At 40.0% G+C, this 19,498-nt stretch carries 12 protein-coding genes; 3 read left to right on the forward strand and 9 right to left on the reverse strand.

All coding sequences use genetic code 11. The annotated features are described in order from the left end of the window. Positions 1–7: 7 nt before the first annotated feature. The 5 genes from cps4B to FBF73_RS00100 form a co-directional block, all read right to left on the reverse strand. Positions 8–739, reverse strand: a complete 732-nt coding sequence (cps4B, locus tag FBF73_RS00080) for a capsular polysaccharide biosynthesis protein Cps4B (RefSeq protein ID WP_124787555.1) — start codon at positions 737–739, stop codon at positions 8–10. Position 740: 1 nt separating this feature from the next. Further along, positions 741–2,186 (reverse strand): LCP family protein, encoded by a 1,446-nt coding sequence (locus FBF73_RS00085; protein ID WP_136936603.1) that lies wholly within the window; start codon positions 2,184–2,186, stop codon positions 741–743. A gap of 195 nt (positions 2,187–2,381) precedes the next feature. After that, a complete protein-coding gene (locus tag FBF73_RS00090) occupies positions 2,382–4,343 on the reverse strand; it encodes a peptide ABC transporter substrate-binding protein (RefSeq protein WP_136936604.1) in 1,962 nt (653 codons plus the stop codon). Between the two features lie 146 nt (positions 4,344–4,489). After that, positions 4,490–6,457, reverse strand: coding sequence for a peptide ABC transporter substrate-binding protein (locus FBF73_RS00095; protein WP_136936605.1), 1,968 nt, complete (start codon positions 6,455–6,457; stop codon positions 4,490–4,492). Between the two features lie 168 nt (positions 6,458–6,625). Continuing rightward, positions 6,626–8,236 carry a glycoside hydrolase family 13 protein gene (locus tag FBF73_RS00100; protein ID WP_136936606.1) on the reverse strand — a complete coding sequence of 537 codons (1,611 nt, stop codon included), beginning with the start codon at positions 8,234–8,236 and terminating at the stop codon, positions 6,626–6,628. A 152-nt stretch (positions 8,237–8,388) separates the two neighbouring features. Here FBF73_RS00100 and FBF73_RS00105 point away from each other — a divergent pair, with 152 nt between their 5' ends. Both FBF73_RS00105 and FBF73_RS00110 read left to right on the forward strand, forming a co-directional pair. Continuing rightward, entirely contained in the window at positions 8,389–9,873 is a 1,485-nt protein-coding gene (locus FBF73_RS00105; RefSeq protein ID WP_136936607.1) for a DUF1846 domain-containing protein, read from the forward strand. Between the two features lie 95 nt (positions 9,874–9,968). Then, on the forward strand, positions 9,969–10,451 hold the full coding sequence (locus FBF73_RS00110) for an S-ribosylhomocysteine lyase (protein WP_000032562.1): 483 nt from the start codon (positions 9,969–9,971) through the stop codon (positions 10,449–10,451). A 59-nt stretch (positions 10,452–10,510) separates the two neighbouring features. On the opposite strand, the gene FBF73_RS00115 is transcribed toward FBF73_RS00110, so the two are convergent. Beyond that, positions 10,511–12,616 carry an ATP-dependent Clp protease ATP-binding subunit gene (locus FBF73_RS00115; RefSeq protein ID WP_136936608.1) on the reverse strand — a complete coding sequence of 702 codons (2,106 nt, stop codon included), beginning with the start codon at positions 12,614–12,616 and terminating at the stop codon, positions 10,511–10,513. 350 nt (positions 12,617–12,966) lie between these two features. Continuing rightward, positions 12,967–15,291, reverse strand: a complete 2,325-nt coding sequence (gene pflB, locus FBF73_RS00120) for a formate C-acetyltransferase (RefSeq protein WP_000260628.1) — start codon at positions 15,289–15,291, stop codon at positions 12,967–12,969. Between the two features lie 238 nt (positions 15,292–15,529). On the opposite strand from pflB, the gene dinB reads away from it, so the two are divergent. Next, a complete protein-coding gene (dinB, locus tag FBF73_RS00125) occupies positions 15,530–16,591 on the forward strand; it encodes a DNA polymerase IV (protein ID WP_136936609.1) in 1,062 nt (353 codons plus the stop codon). Between the two features lie 33 nt (positions 16,592–16,624). Here dinB and FBF73_RS00130 read toward each other — a convergent pair whose 3' ends face one another. Next, the gene (locus FBF73_RS00130) at positions 16,625–17,470 is read right to left on the reverse strand and encodes an undecaprenyl-diphosphate phosphatase (protein ID WP_136936610.1); all 846 of its coding nucleotides are present in this window, start codon (positions 17,468–17,470) and stop codon (positions 16,625–16,627) included. Between the two features lie 61 nt (positions 17,471–17,531). Beyond that, complete coding sequence (locus tag FBF73_RS00135; RefSeq protein WP_136936611.1) at positions 17,532–19,421, reverse strand: DUF2207 domain-containing protein; 1,890 nt, start codon at positions 19,419–19,421, stop codon at positions 17,532–17,534. Between the last annotated feature and the right edge of the window lie 77 nt (positions 19,422–19,498).

Here is a 19,498-nt window from a genome sequence, read left to right on the forward strand (position 1 = left end):
TTTTCTCCTAAATTATTTGATCCATTATAATTTTCCTAGGGTTCTCTACAAATAGCTCTTCCGCCTTGGCTCTACCATACTTTTTCGAAATAATCTGATAAGCCTCCTCCATATAGGGGGGTCTACTATCTAAGTTATGCATATCACTTGCAATGACATGAACCAAGTCTTTCTCCAAAAAATATTGGGCTCTCTTTTTCATAAATTTATAGGTTTCACCAAAGAGCTTAGGTTTTAGAACATGAGAACTATTTACTTGCGTATAGCAGCCCATATCAATCAGTTCCCTAACACGCTTTTCATTGTTTTCCAACGCATCATAACGTTCAATATGAGCAATCACCGGGGTAATCCCTAACATCAAAATATTGCTTAACCCTCTATGAATATCGCGATAGGGTGTATTCATACTAAATTCAATCAAAGCATAACGACTATCATTAAGAGTAGGAATACGCTTGTTTTCAAGTTTTTCTAGAACATCTGGAGTATAGTATATCTCTGCTCCGTAAGCAATGACCAAATCATCTGCCACTTCTTTAGCAATCTCACGAACCTTTAAAAAATTCGTCGCTATTTTTTCTTCTGGAGTCTCAAACATCCCTTTTCGACGATGGGAAGTCGAAACAATCATCCTAACCCCTTGATTATATGCTTCTCTTAAAAGGGCTTTACTATCTTCTATAGACTTTGGCCCATCATCTACATCAAAGACAATGTGAGAGTGGATATCAATCATATCATCTTCCCTCCATCACATCTTGTATCGCACTTTTAGCAGCTGCTAGACTACTATCATCGATTTCCATCATATAGAGATTACTATCTGGCATAGCATAAGAAGGAAGTCCCATTTGGCCTGTACCTTTGAGATCTTGAGAGTTGACTTTATAACTACCACCACTCTCCAATTGAGCATTAACCAAATCCATCATCGTTTCGATTGGCATATTTGTTTGGAGGGAATCTTGCAAGCCTTGAATAATGTCACTATAATTTTTCAATGCTTCGGTAGAAGTTAATTTCTGAATGATTGCGACGATGACCTTTTGTTGATTACGACCACGGTCACGATCCCCATCAGCTAAAGAGTAACGTTCACGAACAAACCCAAGAGCTTGTTCAGAATCTAAATGAACATTTCCTACTGGGAAATGGAACTTCCCGTGACGAGATGTAAACTCCTGATCATTGTACACATCTACACCGCCTAAAAGGTCAATCAACTTCAGGAACGAAGTAAAGTTCAAGCGAACATAGTAGTTAATATCAACTCCATAAAGATTTTCCAAAGTATGAATAGAGGAGTCTACTCCATAAATACCTGCATGAGTCAATTTATCTTTTTGATTATTCCCTCCGTCTGCAATCGGAACATAGGAATCTCGAGGGGTTGTTGTCAATAGAATTTTTTTAGAATCTCGATTAACAGTCATCAAAATATTGACATCTGAACGAGAAACCGAACTAATTGGGCCGTAAGTGTCAATACCACTCACATAGACATTAAAGGACTTATTCTTAGAAACTTTAGGAGCAGCTACTTCCTTGGTGATATTTTTAGTGTAGATTTTCCTAATTTTTGATGCGTAATCAGGGTACTCAGATTCTATAATATTTTCAAAGACGCTATTTAAGACAATCGCTTTTGCTTCACCCGATACCAAACTCGTATAAGCTGCAAGATATGAAGTGCTTTGTTCAACCGTCAATTCTTTGCTCTGACTAGTTTTGATATCAGCTATCAATTTTTGAATATTCTCATTATCTGTATCCGTAGGCCCTGTAACACTATCTAGTTGTGTAACATTATGAACGTCACTTTCTTTCAGAACAACAACACTCATTGAGTATTCTGAGTAATTCGACGTAGAATTGATATGACTAGTAAAGCCGACAAATTGTTGCAGTGCAAAGAAAGAAACTGAACTCACTAAAATAGCTAGTGTTAAAAAGAAAATCGTAAATTTTTCTGCTTTTCTATAAATGATCAAAAGCAGACTCGCTAAAGCGACCAAAATCACTACGGCTGCCGTTATAACATTCAGGTATCTAAACGCCAATATATTATGTCTAAAAATCAAAAACAGCAAAAAACCACCCAATAATACATAAATGGTTAATAAAGCTATATTAACACTCCGCTTAACTTTCCCCGAACGGGCTCTTTTTGAACGTTTATTCATAGTTTTCCCCTATATGTTGATTATCAGAATTATTATATCACAATCATGAAATAATTTCCATTTATTCCTTTTTTTATCAGCGTTTTCATCGCTTTTTCTTTACTAAAATCAGCTGAAAATTATACCTATTTTGTAAATTGGCCTCTTATACAAAAAACAAGGATACTGATGGTAAAGTATCCTCGTTCTTATTTTTTATTTGATATGATTTTCAAATTCTTTTTGGCTTTTTTCAATAGCCTTCTTACTTTCTTCTTCCCACTTAGCCTTAGCTTCATCAAATTGTTTCTTGGTAACAGGGTCTTTTTGAAGTTTCATGTACTTGTAGTTATTTCCATCACCTTTGATGCCCACTAGAGAGTAAGCACGTGTAAAGGGAGTTACTTTGGTGACAGAGGCTGTACCACCACTTGACATCGTAGACATGATTAGAGAATGATCAATCATCCAAGCTTGTGCTTCAGCATATTTTTCATAACGCTTAGCAACATCTTTGTTTTCCGCATCTGCCTCTTTTAAAAGTTTCGTATAGGTATCAAGACCTAAACTCTTAATCAGTTCTTGATCTTCCTTAGCATCCAAACCAAAAATCTTGAGATAGAAACCATCTTCTGCATTAAATGGATCAAGATAAGTTGACGGATCTTGGTAATCACCCACCCAACCATCAAAGTTCAAGTCGTAATCACGAGACGCCGGATTCGGAGCAAGAAATGCAACATTGCTGAAATCATCCGTAGATAATTGTTGCACATCAACCACAATATTGTCATCCCCAAATACGGTCTCCAAGGTCTGTTTAACCGAATTCATACCAGAAACCGCGTTTTTATTGGTTTGATCAACAGGAACATCCAGATGAATAGGGAAGCTCACCCCTTTTGATTCCAATTCCTTTTTAGCTTCCGCAAATTTTGCTTGGGCCTTTTCCTTGTTGAAGTATCCGTCTTGGGCATCCGCCAAGTTAATGCCTGACCATTCTGTTCCGTACTGAACAAGTTTAGAAGAAACCACATCTCCGAAACTCTTATCTCCCACTTGTACAAAAGTAGGAGGAACAAGGGTGTTACGGAGGGTCTTGCTTGCTGCTTCTTGACCATTAGATTGGGCAGAATAAGCCGTACGATCGATAGCAAAATTGATTGCTTGACGGAAATTTTTATTTAAAATCGCTATTTGAGTTGATTTCTTTTGTTCATCTGTTGTTTTAGCCGTATGGTTATAAGCTTTACGGTTAACATTAAAGTTAAAGTACCAAGATGTCTTGTCTTGTAAGCTATAAACAATATTGTCTTGATATTTTTCTTTTGTCTTGGCATAGTTAGAGCTGTTTGGATAAACTCCTGCCAGAGAATAGGCCCCACTTTCAAAATTTCGAATAGTCATCTCTTGATCAGAACCATCAAAATAAGCCAGTTTAACTTTTTCAATGGTTACTTTATCATGATCATAATAGTGTGGATTCTTCACATACTCGATCGAAGATTTTGATGTGAAATCTTTTAACAAGTAAGGCCCGTTGTAAAGGATACTACTTGGCGTCAAGGTACCAAATTCTTTTTCCTTTGACTTCAAAAACTCTTCATTGACAGGGAAGAGGATACTATTAGTCGTCTTAGAGTTCCAATAAGGTTCTGGTCGTGTCAAAGTATACTCAACCGTATAATCATCCAAGACTTTGACACCAACGGTAGAGAAATCATTTGTCACACCAGTCACATAGTCATTCAATCCCTTAATTGAATTTTGAATGAGATCCATCGCTTGCCCCTTGTTATCCGAAGCATATTTGATCCCAGTAACAAAGTCCTGTGCTTTTACTGGAGCATATTCTTCTCCATCAGCCGTATACCACTTGGCATCTTTTCTGAGTTTATAGGTATAAGTCAAACCATCTGCTGAAACAGACCAATCCTCAGCTAGAGCTGGTGTCAGATTACCATAGCTATCATTTTCTAGCAAACCATCCACAAGATTAGTAATTATAGATGTATTATCTGCATAATAATCTAAAAGATAATTAAAAGTTGTTGGATTTCCACTAAAAGTTGACGAATACGTCTTTGTATCTGTGTTAGATTGCCCACAAGCTGAGAGTAAAATCCCTGTAGCTAGGACAAGACCAGTTCCGATGAGTCTTTTTTTCATTATCATCACCTACTCCTTTATGTCACTTTTTATAACATAACCGTATTTTATCAAATTTATTCAGAAATGTAAAGTTACTAGTTTCTAAGCTACTAACATCCCATAACCAAAAAAGGAAGCACAGATTCTCTGCAACTTCCTTGTCTTGCTATAGACTATTTAATGTGTTTTTCAAGCTCTTTTTGGTATTTGGCATTTGTTTCGATTTTTTCTTTCTGCCATTTCTTGAGAGCTTCTTCATATTCTTTTGTCGTCACAACATCCTTTTGCAACTCCAAACCTTTGAATACAAATGGATCTCCCTTGATTCCGACTTGAGAGTATGCTTTTGTGAATGGTACAGTACGGCTAACAGTTGGAGAACCACCTGAAGAAGCAACTGGAATTAAAAGTGAGCTATCCGATACCCAAGCTTGAGCTTTAGCGTATTTTTCATAACGCTTATTGAGGTCACTTGTTTCAGCTGCAGCATCGTCCAAGAGTTTCTTATATTCGTCCAGTCCAACTTGAGCCATCACTTCTGGATCTTTTCCACGAGTGATCCCCAAGTGTTTAAGAGCAGAACCCTTCTTAGCATCGAGAATGTTTAGGTAGGTAGCTGGGTCTTGATAGTCTGGTCCCCAACCAGTTCCATTCAAGTCATAGTCTTTTTGTGCTGGAACCTTAGCTTGAGACGTGATGCTCATTTTTTCATTATCAGTCATTTGAAGGACATCGATAATGACATTATCAGTACCAAGCGTTGATTCGATAGATTGCTTAAGTGAGTTAGTTTGCTGGACAGCAATCACATCTGTTTGTTCAACCGGAATATCCAAACGAATTGGGAATGTCACCCCCTTTGCTTGCAATTCTGTCTTTGCTTTTGCAAAGGCAGCCTTAGCTTTTTCTGGATTATAAATCGTATCCTTACCATCTGTCAAAGCTACATCTTTCCACTGGTCTCCATATGAGACGAGCTCTGCCTGTGCCAACTCTCCAAAGGTCTTTTCACCAACTTGGACATAGTCATGAGGCACTAAGCTATTACGAATAATCTTATCCGCACCTTCTTCACCATTTAACTGAGCCGTGTAAGAGTGACGGTCAAGGGCAAAGTTCAATGCCTGACGGAAGTTCTTGTTAAGGAGAGCTTCTTTTGTTGAAGTTTTTTGAGCTTCGTCTGTTTTAGCCGTTTTATTGTAAGACTGGCGATTTACGTTAACAGTGAGATAGTAGCTTGTCGCTTCTTGTGGACTGTAGACAATCTTATCTCCGTATTCTTTCTTAGTTGACTCAAAGTTTGAGCTTGTTGGGAAGAGACGAGCTGTTGTATAGGCACCTTGTGTAAAGCTACGAATCAAGGATTCTTGGTCTGATCCATCATAGAAGGTTAGTTTAATGCTGTCAATCTTAACGTTGTCCTTATCCCAGTAGTTCGGATTTTTCTCATATTCGATAGCAGATTTTGAGGTCAATGATTTCAGTAAATAAGGTCCATTATATAGAATACTTGACGGAGTAGGAGTTCCGTAGTCTTTTCCTTTAGAATTCAAAAATTCTTCATTTACTGGAAGCATGGTTGCAGTTGTGACTTTAGAATTCCAGAAACTTTCTGGTTTGTTGAGCGTATATTCTACCGTATAATCATCAACAGCCTTAACTCCTACAGTAGAAAAATCATTACTTTCACCACTGATATAGGCAGCCAATCCTTTAATTGAATCTTGAAGGAGAGAGAGACCGTCTGATTTACCATCAGCTGCATGTTTCAAACCTGTAACAAAGTCTTGAGCCTTAACTTCGGCATACTCTTCACCCTCAGAAGTATACCATTTTACACCTTTACGAAGTTTGTAGGTATAAGTCAAACCATCTTTAGAAACCGACCAATCCTCTGCAAGCGATGGAATTAAGTTTCCATACTTATCATTTTCCAAAAGGCCATCGACAACGTTTGCTATAACGTCAGAAGTTGAGCTCTTGCTCGTCACGCTGTAGTCCAAAGATGATGGATCCATAGCGTAGACATAAGAAAATGTTTTAGGAGCGTCCGCATTCTTTTCGCTTTTACCACAAGCTGCCAAAAGAAGGGCTGCACTCAAGGTTACTCCCGCTCCTAAGAGCCATTTTTTCGATTTCATAGGCAATCTCCTTTAAGATAGGTTTTTCACCATTATAACCTATTTTTCTATAAATGCAAGAGCTTTCGAGAAATTTTTTAGAAAATTCTAACAAATATTTTTAAAAGAATTCTCTGAAAAACTTTTAGCAAAAAACCTCAAACTCTATAAGCTTGAGGTCCTCACTTTTTAGTCAGTCAATTCCACACAGAAAGCATCCCATGGAGCCAAGATTTGTTTTTCAAAGACTTCTTGAGCTAGGGTGTTTTCAATCAAAACAGATTTGACGTTTCCTTCTACGGTCAAGTCTTGCTCTTCATTGGACAAGTTAGCCACAACTAGGAAGCGACGGTCCCCATCTTTACGGATATAGGCAAAGACCTTGTCAGTTGTTTCCAAGAGTTCAAAGTCAGCTCGAATCAGCCAGCTGTTTTCCTTACGAATTTGGACTAACTTCTGATAAGTATAAAAAATAGAATCTGGATTTGCCAGTGCTTCTTGAACGTTGATTGCTTGATAGTTTGGATTGACTGCTAACCAAGGCTGACCTGTCGAGAACCCAGCGTTTTTGCTCTCATCCCATTGCATAGGGGTACGGGCATTATCACGTCCAATGACACGGATACTGTCCATGATTTCTTCTATCGGAACACCTTTTTCAAGAGCCTCACGCGCATAGTTGAGAGATTCAATATCTTCTACTTGATCCAGTGTTTCAAAGGGATAGTTGGTCATCCCTATTTCCTCACCTTGGTAGATATAAGGAGTTCCTCTCATGAGATGAAGCAATATTGCAAAGGCTTTGGCAGATTTTTCGCGGTATTCTTGATCATTTCCCCAGATTGAGACAATACGAGGGAGGTCATGATTGTTCCAGAAGAGCGAATTCCAACCGTCCTCAACTCCTAATTCTGTCTGCCATTTGTTAAAAATTTCTTTTAACTTAGCGATATTCAGCTCTTTTTGATAATGCCATTTAGGCTGACCTTCCTGATACTGAAGACCGATATGTTCAAAATGGAAGACCATAGACAATTCTTGCCCCTTTGGATCCGAATAGAGCTTGGCAATTTCTGGCGTTGCTCCCCATGTTTCCCCTACTGTTAAGAGATTCTTATCTCCAAAGGTCGCCTGATTCATCTCCTTGAGATAAGGGTGGAGCATAGGACCATTATTGACTACTTTCTCGTCAGGAATTTTCCCAATCATGTCAATGACATCCATGCGGAAACCACCAATGCCTTTATCAATCCAAAAGTTCATCATCTCATAAATTTTCTGACGAAGTTTTTCATTTTCCCAGTTGAGATCCGGCTGTTTCTTACTGAAAAAGTGGAGATAGTACTGACCCGACTTTTCATCATATTCCCAAGCAGAACCACTAAAGATAGAATCTAAATCGTTAGGTTCATCCCGCCAGATATAGTAGTCTCGCTCAGGGCTATCAGGATTTTCACAGGCATCGACAAACCAAGCATGTTCATCTGAGGTATGATTAACCACCAAGTCCATGATGATACGAATATCACGCTTCTTAGCTTCCGCGATCAGTTGATCCATATCCTCCATAGTTCCGAAAATAGCCGCAATCGCTTGATAATCAGCGATATCATAGCCATTATCATCCATAGGACTGTCATAAACTGGAGAAAGCCAAATCGCTGTGATTCCTAACTTAGCTAGATAGTCTAACTTACTGGTAATACCTGGCAAATCGCCAATTCCATCTCCGTTGCTATCCATAAAGCTCTTAGGATAAACTTGATAGACTACGGCATTGTGCCACCATTTTTCTTGCATCTTCTTACCTCATTATTTTAATAATCTATAGTTTATGATAGCGCTTTTCAGAATTTTGTGCAAGCGTTTGCCTAATCTTTTTGATTCCTTTTTTAACTCCATAGTTTCCTAACTGCCAATTTTTTATTATAATAGAGGTCAGAGGTAAAAAAATGAAAAAACAAGCTTTTAGTTCTGAACAATATTTGAATCTACAACGCGACCACATTTTGGAGCGCATCAACCAATTTGACGGCAAGCTCTACTTGGAGTTTGGTGGCAAAATGCTAGAAGATTTCCACGCTGCTCGTGTTCTTCCTGGCTATGAGCCTGACAACAAAATCAAGCTCTTGCAAGAGTTGAAAGAGCAAGTTGAGGTTGTGATTGCCATTAACGCAAGCAATATCGAGCACTCTAAAGCACGTGGTGACTTGGGCATTTCTTATGACCAAGAAGTTCTTCGCTTGATTGATAAATTCAATGAATTAGGGATTTTTGTCGGCTCCGTTGTCATTACACAGTACGCTGGCCAACCAGCTGCAGATGCCTTCCGCAACCAACTCGAGAAAAACGGAATTGATTCTTATCTTCATTATCCAATCAAAGGATATCCAACAGATATGGATCACATCATTTCTCCAGAAGGTATGGGAAAAAATGACTACATCAAAACCAGTCGCAACTTGATCGTCGTAACTGCTCCTGGACCTGGTTCTGGAAAATTGGCAACCTGTATGTCCAACATGTACCACGACCAAATCAATGGCATCAAGTCTGGCTACGCTAAATTTGAAACCTTCCCAGTTTGGAATCTTCCCCTTCATCATCCAGTTAATTTGGCCTACGAGGCTGCCACAGCAGACCTTGACGATGTCAACATGATCGACCCCTTCCATCTCCAAACTTACGGAGAGACCACTGTCAACTACAATCGTGATATCGAGATCTTCCCAGTACTCAAGCGCATGTTGGAACGCATTCTTGGAGAGTCTCCATACGCTTCTCCGACAGATATGGGTGTCAACATGGTTGGTTTCGCTATTACAGATAATGAGGCTGCTATCGAAGCCTCTAAACAAGAAATCATCCGTCGCTACTATCAGACTGTTCTTGATTTCAAAGCCGAAAAAGTGGGCGAATCTGCTGTCAAGAAAATTGAGTTGCTTATGAACGACCTCGGTATCACACCTACAGACCGCAAGGTTGCTGTCGTTGCGCGCCAAAAAGCAGAAGAAACTGGTGGACCCGCCCTAGCCCTTGAATTGCCAAATGGGGAAATCGTCACAGGTAAGAACTCAGAACTCTTTGGCCCAACTGCCGCTGCCTTGATTAACGCTATCAAGAAATCAGCTGACATTGCTAAAGAAGTGAAACTAATCGAGCCTGAAGTTGTTAAGCCAATCCAAGGTCTTAAAATCGATCATCTGGGTAGCCGCAATCCACGCCTTCATTCAAATGAAATCCTAATTGCACTTGCCATCACAGCTACAGAAAATCCTGATGCTGCTCGTGCTATGGAAGAACTTGGCAACCTCAAAGGAAGCGAAGCCCACTCAACCATCATCTTGACAGATGAAGACAAAAATGTCCTTCGTAAATTGGGTATCAACGTAACCTTTGACCCATACTACCAATACGACCGCTTGTATCGTAAATAAAGATTTCAACCTCTCCACCCTCGGAGAGGTTTTCTCTCTGCCTCAGGAGCCGGCTTTATGTTATAATGTAAAGAAGAAAACTGAAAGGATTTACCATGTCAAAAGAAGTTATTGTTGAAAGTTTTGAACTTGACCACACTATTGTTAAAGCACCTTATGTTCGCTTGATCGGGGAAGAAACAGGGCCAAAGGGAGATGTCATCTCCAATTATGATATTCGTTTAGTGCAACCCAATGAAGACTCTATCCCTACTGCTGGCCTTCACACTATCGAGCACCTCTTGGCAAAACTCATCCGTACCCGCATTGACGGTATGATTGACTGTTCACCATTTGGTTGCCGTACAGGCTTCCATATGATTATGTGGGGGCGCCACACCAGTGCTGAAATCGCGGCTGTTATCAAGGATTCGCTCAAGGAAATCGCTGAGACTACTACTTGGGAAGACGTCCCTGGAACAACCATCGAATCTTGCGGCAACTACAAGGATCACAGCCTCTTTTCTGCTAAAGAATGGGCAAAACTCATCCTTGAACAAGGGATTTCAGACGATGCCTTTGAACGCCATGTCATCTAAACACAAAAAAGGAACCAGTTTTTTTCAGCTGGTTCCTTTTTTATTTTCAAAATCTTGATTTAGGCTTTTTCACGAATGACCAAAACACCATCTTCCATGTCAGCTTCTAGGTGTTTAGCATCAAGGTTATCCAAGTGGAAGTCTGTGACTTTGTCACGGATTTGTTGTTCAACCACACGACGGAGTGGACGGACACCCATGACTTCATCGTAGCCTTCCTCAGTCATGTATTCTTTAGCAGCTTCGCTCACTGCCAAGTCAATGTCTTTCTTAGAAAGCGTCTTGTTAACTTCAACCAACATAAGGTCCACAATCTTAGAAAGGTCTTCCTTAGTCAAGTGTGAGAATTCGATGACAGCATTGAAACGGTTAAGGAATTCTGGACGGAAGTAAGGTTTCAAACGGTCCATCAATTCTGGTTTATCCGCATCTTCTGTCAAGTTGGCTTCATAGCCAAATCCAGCATTTGAGGTCGCAATAATGACAGTATTCTTGAAATTGACAGTGTTACCTTGACCATCTGTCAAACGACCATCGTCCAAAACTTGAAGGAGAAGGGTGATGACTTGAGGGTCAGCCTTTTCAATTTCGTCGAGAAGGACGATTGAGTATGGATTGCGACGGACGCGTTCTGTCAAGGTATTGTTGTTGTCATCGTAACCAACATAACCTGCAGTTGTACCAATCAATTTAGATACGGCTGTGCGGTCGCTGTATTCTGACATGTCCAAACGGATGATAGCATCCTTGGTTCCAAACATATCTAGCGCCAATTGCTTAGCAAGCTCCGTCTTACCAACCCCAGTTGGACCTACAAAGAGGAAGCTACCAATTGGGCGATTACCTTCATCAAAACCAGCACGGTTACGACGGATAGCACGGGCCACTGCTTCTACTGCCTTATCTTGACCGATTACCTTATCTTGCAAGCGATGAGCCATATCTTTCAGACGTTCGATGTCTGATGCTCCCATTTGTGATACTGGAATACCGGTCATTCGTTCTACAGACTCAGCCACATCGTTGACACTTGCAGTCACTTTCATATCTTCTGTGTGGTTTTCGATTTTCTTTTCCAATTCTGCGATGCGTGTTTTATAGTTTAGAGCTGCTTCAAAATCTTCTGCCTCAACTGCTTTTTCTTGCTTGTCTTTTTCTGCCTCAATTTCACGTTCAACAGCATGAACATCTGTTACTGGATGTTGTGCTGCCAAGTGAGCTGCCGTAACATCGACAAGGTCGATAGCCTTATCTGGCAAGCTACGTTGAGGAATATACTGAACAGAATAATCCACTGCTGCTTTCAAGACTTCATCTGGCAAGATGACATTGTGGTGTTGTTGATAGAGATCACGAATTCCTTGAAGGATTTTAAAGGTATCTTCTGCTGAAGGAGCATTTACCTTGACTTCGTTGAAACGACGAGCAAGAGCAGCATTCTTCAAAATAGTGTTACGATATTCGTCTTGAGTTGTCGCTCCAATAACGGTCAATTCCCCACGAGAGAGGGCCGGCTTGAGAATATCCGCAAGCCCTTTAGAAGCACTATCTCCACCAGTGCTACCAGCACCAAGTATTTGGTGAATTTCATCAAAGAAGAGGATAATATTCCCTGCTTCTTTCACTTCATTTACTAGGTTTTGAACGTTTTCTTCAAAACTACCACGGTATTGAGTACCAGCCTCAAGACCAGAGATATCAATGGAAATAATTTCCTTATTTTTGATGGCAGCTGGAACATCACCGTTTACAATCGCCTGTGCTAGACCTTCGACAACGGCTGTCTTACCAACGCCTGCGTCTCCTACTAAAACAGGATTATTCTTGGTACGGCGTGAAAGGATTTCAGATGTTTCTTGAATTTCCTTGTTTCGTCCGATGACAGGATCCAACTTGCCCTCACGCGCTTCTGCAGTCAAGTTTCGACCCAGTTTAGCAAGGACACCATCTTGTTTCATACCTGAAGACTGTTGTTTCATTTGTCCATCAGTTTCTGCATTTCCTGGCAATTGACCAGTTGCACGATAGTGAGCAAATTCCTCAGGTGTGACTTCACGTCCATTAATCAAGTAACGGCGATTTTCAGAACTATATCCTCGCATACCACCCATCAATTGGTTAAATAAATCATCCATGTTGTTAAAATTATTAAAGTTGTTATTCATATTCTTTACCTCTTTTTGTTATTTATTATTACTGATATTGACTATCTTTGACCTTTGTTTCAAAAAATTTAGACTAGCTAGATTGCTACTCTACGTACTATTTCTGGTTTTTCTTTTTCAAGCAGGAGTAGACTATCTTTACTTCTGAAGATTTCTAGATGAAACATAGACCCACCTCTTTCTATTTTACTTTAAATAAGTGTTCTAGTAAGGTTTTCATTTACCTTACGTTCATAATATACTACAATAGTCAAAAAAGGTCAAGAAATTTGACTTTAATTGACCAATAAATTTTACAAAAAGAAGAACTAGCTTTTAACTAGTCCTTCTTTGTATTATTTTATATAATCTTAGCTCAACGCATCCAAGGCATCGTCCATTGAAAGAACTTCGTGGAAGACACGTTGTGTCAATTCAGTTTTTTGTTCTGGAGTGAGGTATTTAGTGTTTACACAGTATCCAGAGATACGTACGATAACGTCTTCACCTGACATGATCTTTTCGTAAACATCGTTCAAGTCCATAACGTTCAAGTTAACGTGTTGTCCACCGTTTTCAAAGTAACCATCAAGGATTGTTACCAAGTTATCAACTTGTTCGTCACGAGTCTTACCAAGAGCGCGAGGTGATACTTGTGTAGTCAATGAGATACCATCAGCTGCATAACTAAAGTCAAGGCTAGAAAGTGAGTTCAAGTTTTGCAACCAACCACCTTTAGCTTTGTTAGATGGGTTAGCACCTGGTGAGAAGAATTCAAGTTTAGACAAGTTCACAGAACCATCTTCGTTGAGGTATACACCTTTGTGGACTGGTGAGTTACCAGTTTGTTTAGAGTAAGCAACGTTAGATGTGATAGTCAAAAGTGATACTGTAGCTTCAGCGTCTTTGTAAAGTTTGTGGCTACGTAGACGAGTTGTGTAAGCTTCAATCAACCATTCTGCCAATTCGTTTGAACGTGGGTCATCTTCACCCCAACGTGGGTATTCACCGATTGTTTCATAATCATAGATGTAGCCATTTTCATCACGGATTGGTTTAACTGTAGCGTATTTGATAGCTGACAATGTATCAACAGTGTTAGCAAATCCACAGATACCGAATCCCATGTTCGCACGTTGTTTAGTTGGCAAGAATGCCATTTGAACAGCTTCATAGTTGTACTTATCAGTCATGTAGTGGATAATATTCAAAGCATCTACATAAGTGTCAGTCAACCAGTCAAGAGATTTCTCAAAGTTAGCTTTAACTGATTCGAATTCAAGAACTTCGTCACGGATTGGTTCGATGTCAAATACTTTGTAGTCTTTGTGAACATCGTCGTAACCACCATTAAGCCCTGTGAGTAAAGCTTTTAAAACATTGACGCGAGCGCCGAAGTACTGTATATTATGGCGTTGTTCTTCATTTTCTGGGTCAAGTGGAGACACACAGCATGAGATACAGCTCATTTCACCATATCCGTCTTTAGCCATTGTTGTTACACCTTCGTATTGGATAGAAGAGTGTTTGTGGCTCATGTGCATACAGTAGCGACGGAAGTTGTATGGCAATTTATCAGTCCAAAGAACTGTCAAGTTTGGTTCTGGAGAGTTACCGATGTTGTCAAGAGTGTTCAAGAAACGGTAGTCCATTTTAGTAACACGGTGACGACCATCGTTACCCATACCAGCCATAGAAGTTGTGATGAAAGTTGGGTCACCTGAGTACAATTGGTCGTAAGCTTTTGTACGAGCAAATTTAACTGTACGAAGTTTCATAACGAAATCATCAACGAATTCTTGGATTTCTGATTCAGTAAATGTACCACGAGCAAGGTCACGTTCTGCAAAGATGTCCAATACGATTGGCACACGTCCTAGAGATGTAGCAGCACCGTTGATAACACGGCAGACAGCCATGAAGGCGATGTTAACCCATTGGATTGCTTCTTTAACGTTCATCGCTGGTTTGCGAACGTCAACTCCGTAAAGATCACCCAAGCGAACAACTTGTTGCAATGCTTGGTATTGAAGATTGATTTCTTCACGAAGACGGATTGTTTCTTCATCGATTTCTTCGATTGCATTCCAGTCGTTTACTTTTTCTTGCATCAAGTAGTCTGCACCGTAAAGAGCAAGACGTGCGTAAACACCGATGATACGTCCGCGTGAGTATGCATCTGGAAGACCAGTTACAGTGTGTGCGTGACGAGCACGACGGATGTTTGAAGTATAGGCACGGAAGATACCGTCGTTAACTGTTGTTACGTATTTGGTAAAGATTTCGTGAACAGCTGGGTCTGGTTCGTATCCATTTTCTTTCAAAGTAGTTTCAGCCATACGGATACCACCTTTTGGCATGAAGTTCAATTTGAAAAGTTCATCGTTTTGGATACCGAAGATAACTTCGTTTTCTTTATCGATAAATCCTGCTGGGATATCAGCGATAGATGTTGGACGAGTGTCCATTGGGAAACGAGTTTCTTCGTAGTGTGCTTTAGTTTCTTCTACAATTTTTTTGATGTGAAGTGAACGTTCTGTTGGTCCTGCAAGGAAGCTTTCGTCTCCATCATAAGGTGTGTAGTTAGCTTGTACGAAGCGTGATACACTTGCTTTCTCTTTCCAATCTACGCCTTTGAAGCCTTCCCAAGCTTTGTCAAAAATATCTTGTGCTTCAACAACTGTCTTAACAACCATGTTAATGTCCTCTTTTTTCTTTCTAGTAACAACCATCTGTTACATTCATGAGACAAGTATACCACACAGTAACCGATTTCAACAAGTGGAAAATCCCTATTTTTACACTTTCTTTTCTAAAACAGTCTATATTTTATCCCAAACTGTATTATATTTTTGAAAAAACAAAGTCCTTTTTTCTTTTTTTCAGAAAAAAGGGTATAATAAAAGAAAATAAGCAGTAAAAAAGGTGCTAGGCATGTTGATTTTCCCCTTATTGAATGATTTATCAAGAAAAATCATCCATATTGACATGGATGCTTTTTTTGCTGCGGTGGAAATCAGAGATAATCCCAAGTTAAAGGGCAAACCTGTTATTATTGGAAGTGACCCCAGACAAACAGGTGGGCGTGGTGTCGTTTCCACTTGTAGCTATGAGGCTCGAGCTTTTGGTGTCCATTCTGCTATGAGTTCCAAGGAAGCCTATGAGCGTTGTCCCCAGGCCGTCTTTATCTCAGGGAATTATGAGAAATACAAGACTGTGGGCCTCCAGATTCGAGCAATCTTTAAACGTTATACAGATTTGATAGAACCCATGAGCATTGATGAAGCCTATTTGGATGTAACAGAAAATAAACTCGGTATCAAGTCAGCTGTCAAAATCGCTCGCCTCATTCAAAAAGATATCTGGCAAGAACTGCACCTGACTGCTTCTGCTGGCGTTTCCTACAACAAATTCTTAGCTAAAATGGCCAGTGATTATCAAAAGCCACATGGTCTGACAGTGATTCTACCTAACCAGGCTGAGGACTTTCTCAAACAAATGGATATTTCCAAGTTTCATGGAGTAGGAAAAAAGACGGTGGAACGACTTCATCAAATGGGTATTTTTACTGGCGCTGACCTACTTGAAGTTCCTGAAGTGACTCTGATAGACCGTTTTGGTAGACTGGGTTATGACCTTTATCGAAAGGCTCGTGGCATTCACAACTCTCCAGTCAAATCCAATCGTATCCGTAAATCCATCGGGAAGGAGAAAACCTATGGAAAGATTCTCCGTGCCGAGGAAGACATCAAAAAAGAGCTGACTCTTCTATCAGAAAGAGTCGCTCTCAATCTCAGTCAACAAGAAAAAGCTGGAAAAATTGTCATTTTGAAAATCCGCTACGAGGACTTTTCAACTCTTACTAAACGAAAAAGTCTGGCCCAAAAAACACAGGATGCTAGCCAGATAAGCCAAATAGCTCTGCAACTCTATGAAGAGTTAAGCGAGAAAGAAAGAGGTGTCCGCCTGTTGGGGATTACCGTGACTGGATTTTAAAACCTTGAAGAGTGGACCCTTCAAGGTTTTTTCTTATACAAATAAACGGACAAAACTGTAAAGTAGCAAAACACTACCAAGCACGATGCGGTATTTACCGAAAAGGGTAAAGTCGTGTTTTTTCACATAGCTGGTCAAGAAGCGAATAGCAACCATGCTGACTGCAAAAGCGACTCCCATCGCAACCAAGAGCAAGAACAATTGCCCAAAGTTCAAGAGTTGTCCTGCTTTTACAAATTTGAAAATCTTTAATGCGCTAGCTCCAAACATAACAGGAATTCCAAGATAGAAGGTAAATTCTGTCACAACAGAACGACTGGTTCCATTTAACAAACCACCGACGATTGTGGCTCCAGAACGGCTGGTTCCTGGTAAAAGGGCAAGAACTTGGAAGAGTCCGATATAGAAAGCTGTCGTATAAGGAAGCTTGTCCAACTCTGTTACACTTGGCTCGATAGCACGCGCTTTATTGCGCTTTTCCAAATAGATAAAGGCAATCCCATAGATAATCAACATGAGAGCAACAGAAACCATATTATGGAAGTGGGTATCAAACCAATCATCAAACTTAAATACGGCAAGCAAAGGTAACGTAGCAATCAAGACCTTCAACCATAGTCTCCAAGTCTTACGAACTTCCTGCTTGTCCTTAGTCGGTTTGAAAGGATTGAGCTTGTTAAAGTAAATAACCATGACCGCCAAAATAGCACCCAGCTGAATCACGACATTAAACATGGACATAAAGGCTTCGTTTTGATTTTGATATTGGATAAATTCCTCTGCTAAAATCAAGTGACCCGTACTGGAAATGGGCAACCATTCCGTAATTCCTTCGACAATACCAAAGAAGATAGATTTTAAAATTTCAATAAGATACATAGATTACTCCTTTTTTCTATCTTCCATTATAGCATACTTTTTCAGTCTATGGCAGTTCTCTTTAAAAGGCTCCGATACTGCCGCCACCTCCGCCTCCAGAGAAGCCACCTCCAGAACTTCCACTTCCAGAAGATACGGAATAGGTACTTGCTGTATTTGCGACACTAGCATAATGGCTCATTTGCGCGCTTGAATGATAAAACATACTATGCCAGCCATAAGCTACATAAAGATTGATATCTGGATTTTCTACTTGGATGTGATGAACCTTCATCAAATGACTGACCTTGTCCGCATAGCCAAATAAGGTCGCATAGACCAAGAGGCGATTCCAGACCACAATACTTTCCAGCTCAGCCTGATCCAATCGTGCAATCTCACGCAACATATTTTCAAAACTGGTCCAGAGATAATAGACTTCTGCCCCTGCTTCATTTAGGACGCCATCACGATTATCTAGTCGAAGCTTCCAATAATAGAAAACAGCCAAAACCAAACCTAGAAAACCAAGTATTGCCAAGGGGATGTAAAGATAGCCATGAACGTCTAAACTGTACAAGAACAAACCAAATCCAATAAATAGAGGCAGGACAGTAGAAAGTCCCATCCCCACTTGCAAGGCCTTTTCCCCACCAGTTAAAGGACGATAGTAAGCTGGGAGACCCCAGAAGGTAACCCTATTTCTCACTCCTTCTTGCATCTCTTTCAATACTGCTTCGAAAGAAGATTTGAGCTGAAGCCCCCTTGCTTGAATCCGTTTTTCATCAGAGACTTTTGCCCCACGATAAAGACTATCAGATACCTTGTAATCCGCAAACAAATTGGAAAGAGTTTCTTCTTTTTTGCCTGAAAAGGCCAGATTTAGGCAGTCTTTCTCAAAACTTGACAAACCATCTTCTTTTACCAGCCTCAAGCCAACTGCATCTCCTTCTGAAATGATAGAGACATTTCCACGATCTATCACATCTAACAAGGTAGCTTGAATAAGTTGGTCAAAGGTAAATTTACCTGCTCCTTTTGTTAGAGGACTCACTTCCTCCAAGGAGGTCGAGTAGACAGCCTCCGATAAAACCATAGGTTCTAATTCCATGGGTGGTTCGTAGAGACGATGATTTTTAGCATATTTGACTGAAGGAGTGGTCTTTCTTCTATAAATAAAATAAAAGCAAATACTCAATAACAAGGAGATAGAAAGTATGGAAGGTAAGCCCCAAGTAAGGAGTTGTTTACTTTGCTCTTTTTCTTTAACAATCGAGTCTTCTATCTTATTAAACTCTTCTAAACGATTCCCTTTCAAGCCCTGATCCCTAGCACTAGCAAAATCGTTTCGAGGCCAGTAGGCATGCAATTCAACTCCACGCTTAGCTGGAAGATTGTCCAAACGAATAGTATAATCAAAGCTACTCTTTTCAATCGTTCCCTCTCTAAAAAGTTTGCCTGTATGGAAAAAGAGTTTTTCAGCCCCCTTCTCTCCCCTTACATGAAATTCAAACTTTCCAATAGCCCCTGAACTATCTGTTAAAGGTTGCCAATTTAATTCAGCGATGTCATCATATAGAAAAAGCAAATTTTTTAAATTCCATGTGAGGTCAACTTCAACTATGTCGCCCCCCTGACCTGAATTGTAGACTTTCACAGTATAACCATTTGCTTCTTCTGTCACTTCGCTAGTAACATCTGTCAGTTCAGCACCATTTTTCGCGGCCTGAACCTTTGGATGGGAATCAATGTCAAATCCGCTAGGCATCTTGCCAGCACGTCCAAGTCCCACGATTTGGCCCTTAAAGTCCTCCTCAAACTGGTAAACTATCTTCTGTCTAAATTCTGCTGTATTGTCTGCATGAATATACAAATCCCCTTGATAAGAGTTTATCTTGAAATCAATGGCAAAAACAGAGAATGGCAGAAGGCAAAATAAGCCTAAAACAAATAAGAAAAAAGTTTTTTTCATCAACTAAGCCCCCTTTTTATCTTTGCTATCATTATATCATTTTTTCATAAGTAAGGGCTTACCTATATTGAAAAATA

The organism is Streptococcus mitis (genome assembly GCF_005144795.1).
Lineage (GTDB): Bacteria > Bacillota > Bacilli > Lactobacillales > Streptococcaceae > Streptococcus > Streptococcus mitis_BB.

Bases quoted from the DNA above. Each gene is read 5' to 3' on its own strand.
- cps4B (WP_124787555.1), bottom strand. From the start codon at position 739: ATGATTGATATCCACTCTCACATTGTCTTTGATGTAGATGATGGGCCA.
- FBF73_RS00085 (WP_136936603.1), bottom strand. From the start codon at position 2,186: ATGAATAAACGTTCAAAAAGAGCCCGTTCGGGGAAAGTTAAGCGGAGT.
- FBF73_RS00095 (WP_136936605.1), bottom strand. From the start codon at position 6,457: ATGAAATCGAAAAAATGGCTCTTAGGAGCGGGAGTAACCTTGAGTGCA.
- FBF73_RS00100 (WP_136936606.1), bottom strand. From the start codon at position 8,236: ATGCAAGAAAAATGGTGGCACAATGCCGTAGTCTATCAAGTTTATCCT.
- FBF73_RS00105 (WP_136936607.1), top strand. From the start codon at position 8,389: ATGAAAAAACAAGCTTTTAGTTCTGAACAATATTTGAATCTACAACGC.
- FBF73_RS00110 (WP_000032562.1), top strand. From the start codon at position 9,969: ATGTCAAAAGAAGTTATTGTTGAAAGTTTTGAACTTGACCACACTATT.
- FBF73_RS00115 (WP_136936608.1), bottom strand. From the start codon at position 12,616: ATGAATAACAACTTTAATAATTTTAACAACATGGATGATTTATTTAAC.
- pflB (WP_000260628.1), bottom strand. From the start codon at position 15,291: ATGGTTGTTAAGACAGTTGTTGAAGCACAAGATATTTTTGACAAAGCT.
- dinB (WP_136936609.1), top strand. From the start codon at position 15,530: ATGTTGATTTTCCCCTTATTGAATGATTTATCAAGAAAAATCATCCAT.
- FBF73_RS00130 (WP_136936610.1), bottom strand. From the start codon at position 17,470: ATGTATCTTATTGAAATTTTAAAATCTATCTTCTTTGGTATTGTCGAA.
- FBF73_RS00135 (WP_136936611.1), bottom strand. From the start codon at position 19,421: ATGAAAAAAACTTTTTTCTTATTTGTTTTAGGCTTATTTTGCCTTCTG.